Source organism: Microbacterium sp. HMWF026, from assembly GCF_003061325.1.
In the GTDB taxonomy this organism is placed as follows: domain Bacteria; phylum Actinomycetota; class Actinomycetes; order Actinomycetales; family Microbacteriaceae; genus Microbacterium; species Microbacterium testaceum_E.
In genome coordinates this window covers 1-6143 of sequence record NZ_QAJB01000119.1, presented here as the reverse complement: position 1 = coordinate 6143, position 6143 = coordinate 1, and the positions used below count along the sequence as shown (strand labels likewise).

Sequence of the window (6143 nt, the reverse complement as noted above, 5' to 3'; positions counted from 1 at the left end):
CCCCTCGCCGCCGACGACGTGCACGACGGCTACGCCTCGGCCGGCGACCGCTCCCCCGACCCCCTGCTGCGCGAACGCGCCCGCCTGTACGCCGAACTCGAGTTCGCCCGCTGGCTCGTGCACGGACACGACGCCGGTGAGGCCGACGTCGTCGCCGACGCCGTCGCCCTGCTGGACGCGCTCGCCGACGGCGTCCGCGGTGACCACATCGTCCCCGACACGCGCAGCGACATCGACGACGCCATGGCCCTGGTCGAGAGCGTGCCGCCCGTCGCCGCGCCCGGCGTCGTCGACACGTCGATGCAGACCGACGCCTACGACCCCGAGGCCCTCTCGCTCTACCTCTCGGCCGAACGCGACCGCGCCGCCGCGGCCGAAGCGCTCGCCGACGCCCTCGACGAGCGCAAGAACCCGGATGCCGACACCGGCGCCATCCACGTCGACCAGCTGCCCGAGCCCGACAGCGTCGACCCCGACGCCACCGCCCCGGTCGACCTCGACGGCTGGACCGCGCCCGCCACGCAGGGCCCCGCGCTCTCGGGCGACACCGACGGCAGCTCGCTGTGGGGGCGGCCGCAGACGGCCGAGTCCTCTCACGAGCCGTCGGCCCCCGAGCCCGCGATCCGCGATCACGGCGACGCCTCGCTCCCGATCTTCCGCGACGGCGACCACGCACGCGACGGCGATGTGGACGACGAAGAGGATGCCGCCCGTGCCAGCCGTGCGGCGCTGAAACGCTGGGGTGTGTCGGGCGACTCGGCCTGAGTTCTTCTTCCGGCGCCGCTTCCGCGGCCGACGGGTGAGGCGCTGGCCCGCCGCCGGGCGTAGCCGCCAGCGCGCGGCGCTGACCCGCCCCCGGGCGTAGCCGCCACCGCGGCGTCGCCGACCCGCCGCCGCGCGTAGCCGCCACCGAGCGACGCTGACCCGCCGCCAGGCGTAGCCACCAGCGCGCGGCGCTGACCCGCCCTCGGGCGTAGCCGCCACCGTCCGGCGCTGACCCGCCGCCGGGCGAAGCCGCCACCGCGCGGCGTCGCGCGTCAGCCGCGCAGCACCAGCTCGTCGCCGACGTAGAACAGGGCGACGTCGATGAGGTCGACGTCGATGCCGTGCTTGGCGTGGTACGCCTCGCGGTAGAGCTCGAGCTGCAGCATGCGCGCGCGCCGGTCGGCCTCGGTGGTGGGCGGTCGGCCCGTCTTCCAGTCGACGATCTCGTACCGCTCACCACGGCGGTAGACCGCATCGAGCTTGCAGATAACGACGTGTTCGCGGCCATCGAGTCGGGTCGTGACGAAGTCGATCTCGGTCTCGACCTCGAGGGGGCGAAGGCCCGCCCACTCGGAGCGTTCGAAGCATTCGCGCAGGCGCTGCAGCTCTTCGGCGTCCGCGGCCGCGGCACCGACCTCGTCGTCGTCCCACAGTCCGTCGTCGTCGAGGCCGATGCCCGCACCCACGTGCCCCGACCGCTGCTCGACCCAGGCGTGGAAGAGCGTGCCCAGGCGGGTCTGCCGGTACGGCCGTTCGGGCATCGGACGGCGCAGGTCGTCGACGGCACGCCCGTAGTCGGCGACGAAGTCCTTGAACTTCGACGCCGGGATGCGCGTCGGCGCCGGCGCATGGGTCGGGCGCAGACGGTCGGCGCGCTCGGCGAGCAGCAGTTCGAGGTCGGGGTCGGGTTCGGCCGGTCCGCTCGCGCGCGCCGCGTCGGCCGCGGCCACGGCCGAGGTGATCGCGGTGCGGCGGGCCCCGAGCGGGTCGAGGGGCCAGTGCAGCAGGCGACGCTCGCCGTCGTAGGGATCGTCGCCCGGCTCCCCGACCCGCAGGTCGACGCCGAGTGCCTCGGCGGCTTCATCGAGGAACACGCTCGGCGTGCGGGGCTTCTTCGTGCCCGACCAGCTCGAGCCCGACAGCAGCAGATGGTCGCGGGCGCGGGTGAAAGCCACGTAGGCCAGTCGACGATCCTCATCGAGCTGCCGCGCGCGGTTGTCGGCGACGAACTGGTCGATCGCGGCCTTGAGGTCTTGCTGGGTCTCGGCTCCGCGCCAGCCGAGCATCGGCAGCCAGGCGGAGTCCCCGCGGAACTCGGCGGGGAGGATGCCGAACCCGAGCCACCCCTTCGTGTCGCGCGGCGCGGAGGGCAGTTCGTCGGTGACGAGTCGCACGACGGAGACGGCATCCCACTCCAGGCCCTTCGACCCGTGAATCGTGAGCAGCTGCACGACGTCGTCTTCGGGCGGCTCGGTCCGGGGGGCGAATTCGTCGGCCTGCTCGGCGTGATCGAGCCACGCGAGCAGGCTGGTCACCGACCCCGACTCGTCGGCGGCGAGGAAGCCGCGGATCTCGTCGACGAAGGCGCGCAGCTGCGCCGAGGCGATGCGCGCCGGCCCGCGCGACTCGTTCGCGGCGAGCTCGATGTCGAGGCGCAGTTCGGCCTCGATCAGGCGGATGAGCTCGGGGATGGGGGCGCCCACGCTGCGGCGCAGCCCCGCGAAGACGGCGCCCGCTTCGCGCAGGCGCGCGCGCCCCTCGGGCGTGAGGTCGGTGAGCCAGCCGTGGCCGTCGGTCTGGCGTGTGACGAAGTCGAGCGCGTCGACGAGCGACGCGCGGTCGGCCCCCGGGGTCGAGCGCAGGCGGTCGACGACCTCGGGCGCGAGCGGCTGCAGGGCCACGTCGTGCGTGGCGAGTCGGCGGGCGAGCTGGGCGAGGGCGCGCAGGTCGGCGAGTCCGACGGCCCAGCGCGGCCCCGAGAGCAGACGGATGAGCGCCGAGCCGGCCTCGGGGTCGCTGATGACGCGCAGCGCCGAGACGACGTCCACCACCTCGGGGGTGGTGAGCAGGCCGCCCAGGCCGAGGATGCGATGAGGGATGCCGCGTCGGCCGAGCGCGTCGCCGAAGCGCACCATGTGCTTCTTGCTGCGGAACAGCACGGCCCCCGTCGTGGGGCGCCCCTCTGCGGCACGCGCCGCCCGCACGCCCACGAACCAGGCCGCGACGCGGTCGGCCTCGGCATCCAGATCGTTCTCGAACACCATCTCGACGACCCCGGTGGGCGCACCCGGCCGGGAGCGCAGTTCTTCGACGGCGACCGCCGCGCGTGAGGCGAGCGGGGCGAGCACGGCGTTGGCCGCGTCGAGCACACGGGCGCTGTTGCGCCAACTGGTCAGCAGTGAGAACCTCTGACACGACCCCGCGGGGGCGAAGGCGTCGGGGAAGCCGCCGAGGTTACCGGCGCTCGCCCCGCGCCAGGCGTAGATCGCCTGATGGGGGTCGCCGACGGCCATCACGCCCGTGCCGCCGAAGAGGGTCGAGAGCAGATCGGTCTGGACGACCGATGTGTCCTGGTACTCGTCGAGCAGGACGACCCGGTACCGAGCGCGCAACTCGGCGACGACCGCGGGATGCTCCTGCGCGATCCGCAGCGCCCCCGCCACCTGATCCGCGAAATCCATGACGCCCAGTCGCGCCTTCTCGCGGTCGTAGTCGGCGGCCAGCGCGGCGAGCAACGACAGGGCGGACACCTTGGCGGCCGCCTCGCCGACCTCTTTGTAGACGACGACGCGCTTGGACGTCGACGGCCGTTCGACGATGCGCCCGAACTCGTCGGGGAAGGATGCCAACCGCTCGAGGTCGACGAGGTTGTCGACCCCGTCACGGGCGATGCGCAGGGCCGCGTCGATGAGCGAGCGCGGGGACTCCTGCCGTTCTTCGAGACGCGGGTCGTCGCTCGCGAAGACGACGCGGCGCATGAGAAGCCACGCGGCCGACTCCGACAGCACGGCCGACTCGGAATCACGGCCGATGCGCAGTCCGTGCTCGCGGACGATCGAGTCGGCGAAGCTGTTGTAGGTCGAGACGGTGGGCCGGTGCAGCAGCTGGTCGGCATCGGCCGCCGCGCCCTCGTGGGCGCCGACCTCGACGGCGAGAGCGTCGAGCGCCTCTCGACGGACCGCGTCGCCCCGCGCCCCCTCGAGACCGGCGATCTCGGCGAAGACCGCCAGGCGCCCCGCCGCGTGCAGGGCGGGCAGGGCCGGAAGGAGCCCGCGGGCCTCGAATTCGGACAGTCGCTGGAGCCGGCGTTGGATGCGCTCGGCGAGCTCACCGGCGGCCTTGCGCGTGAAGGTGAGGCCCAGCACCTCGTCACGGCGGACGAGACCGTTCGCGACGAGCCACACGACGCGGCCGGCCATCGTCTCGGTCTTGCCGCTGCCGGCACCGGCTACCACGAGCGCCGGGGCGAGCGGGGCCTCGATCACCGCGGTCTGCTCGAGCGTGGGCGGGAACTGCCCGAGGGCGGCCGCGATCGTCGCGGCCGAGAGCATCGCCGTCATGACGCGCTCACCGCCGACACGGTGTGGATGCGGCACAAACCGAACGAGAACTCGTCGCGGCAATGCACTTCATACGGCGCGGCGAAGCTCGTGCCGCGCATGACGCCCACCGCGCGCTGCACCCGCTCGACGAAGGCGCCCCGCTGCTCATCGTCGAAGGGTTTCTGCGTCGGTTCGGCGTAGTCCTTGGTCGCGGCGGTCGGCCGCAGGACGAGCAGTTTGGCGCCGCCCGACGGCATGCCGGCGACCTGCTCGATCGCCCCCGACGCGAAGGCCAACTGGTAGGCGGCGAGCTGCGGATTGTCGGCGACCTTCGCATCGGTCTGCGGTTCGCTCTTGCCGGTCTTGAGGTCGACGATGACCACTTCTCCGGCGGGATTGACCTCGACCCGGTCGATGTCGCCGCTCAGCACGGCTCCGTGCTCGGCGGCATCCGCCACCGGGATGGGCACCTCGAAGTGCCGCTCCGCCCCGATCAGGCGCCCACCCGCGTCGTCGAAGCGGCGCAGGTAGGCGGCCAGACGGCGCACCAGGTCGCGGGCGCGCGTGCGTTCGGCGCGTTCGCGCCACACCGCGTCGAACACGAGCTCGCCCCAGCGCTCGTCGACGACGGCCCACAGGTCGTCTTCGGACGCGGATGCCGCGGTCTCGAGCGCCGCGTGGATGATCGTGCCGATTCCCGCGGTCGTCCCGCCGCGATCACCGCCGAGGTCGGCGATCACCCAGTCGAGCTCGCACTCCTCGAGGGCGTGCAGTCGCGAGGGTGACACCCGCACGTCCTCGCGCTCGAGGTCGCGCAGCGGCGCCGTCGAACTGGGGGCCGCCACGCCGTACCACTGCTCGCTCGCGGCGCCCGCGACGCCAGCCGCGGCCAGCAGGGCGAGCTGCCCGGCCGCGTGAGCGCGCTCGCTCGCGCCGACCCGCGCCGCGGTCAACGTGCGCCGGTGGCGGGCGACGAGGCCGCGCAGCGACAACGGGTGCTCGGGGATGGATGCCGCCGCCTCGGGCGCAGGGAGCATCTCGAACAGCACGCTCGGGCCGGTGTCGTCATCGTCGACCGCCGTGACGACGAGCAGAGCGCCGGCGCGGCTGATGGCTCGCACGAAGAGCCGGAGTTCGTCGTGCATCGCGGCTCGACGCCGGTCCAGCATGCCGGCGACGGGAAGGTCGGGGTTCTGCACCGCGTCGGCCAGACGCCACGTCTCGAGCAGTCCGCCGCGCAGTCGGGTGTTGGGCCACACGCCCTCTTGCACGCCGGCGAGAATGACCGTGTCGAACGACGTACCGGCCGCCGCGGCGGGCGTGAGAACGCGAACGGTGTCGACCACCGCGGGCTGCTCGATGCGGTCTTCGGCGACGTCGCTGTCGAGCACCGACCGCAGGAACGTCGAGGATTCGCCGTCGGGTTCGCGTTCGGTGTAACGCTTGGCGGCCTGGAACAGCGCCACGATCGCATCGAGGTCGCGGTCGGCCTGCTCGGCGAGCGGGCCGTGGCCGCGCGTCGCCTCGCGCCACGTGCGCGAGAGCGCGCTGCGCTCCCACGCGGTCCACAGCATCTCGTGCGCCGTCGCCCGCGCCTGCGCCTGCGCGCGGATCGCCGCGAGCGTCTCGCCGAGGCGGATGGCCCGCCGCGCCTCGCGCGAGTCGATGCTCTCGAGCTCGAGCGGGTAGCGCACGCCCGAGACCAGCAGCTCGGTCGCGGGTCGGGTTCCGCCGGCCGAGACCTCGTCGTGCCGCAGGGCCGTGCGCAGCCGCCGCAGTTCGATGGGGTCGAGGCCGCCGAACGTGCCGAGCAGAGCGTCGACGACGTCGTCGGCC

2 protein-coding genes and 1 pseudogene are annotated in these 6143 nt (G+C 73.6%); 1 reads left to right on the top strand and 2 read right to left on the bottom strand.

The window, feature by feature from the left end; all coding sequences use genetic code 11:
* A pseudogene (locus DBR36_RS05430) lies at positions 1-765 on the top strand (hypothetical protein); the annotation flags it as partial.
* A gap of 272 nt (positions 766-1037) precedes the next feature.
* Here the strand turns inward: DBR36_RS05430 and DBR36_RS05425 are convergent.
* On the bottom strand, positions 1038-4325 hold the full coding sequence (locus DBR36_RS05425) for an ATP-dependent DNA helicase (protein WP_108317913.1): 3288 nt from the start codon (positions 4323-4325) through the stop codon (positions 1038-1040).
* On the bottom strand, positions 4322-6143 hold a 1822-nt coding region (locus tag DBR36_RS05420; RefSeq protein WP_181373489.1), incomplete at its 5' end, for a PD-(D/E)XK nuclease family protein. The genes DBR36_RS05425 and DBR36_RS05420, both read right to left, overlap by 4 nt.

Bases quoted from the DNA above. Each gene is read 5' to 3' on its own strand.
- DBR36_RS05425 (WP_108317913.1), bottom strand. From the start codon at position 4,325: ATGACGGCGATGCTCTCGGCCGCGACGATCGCGGCCGCCCTCGGGCAG.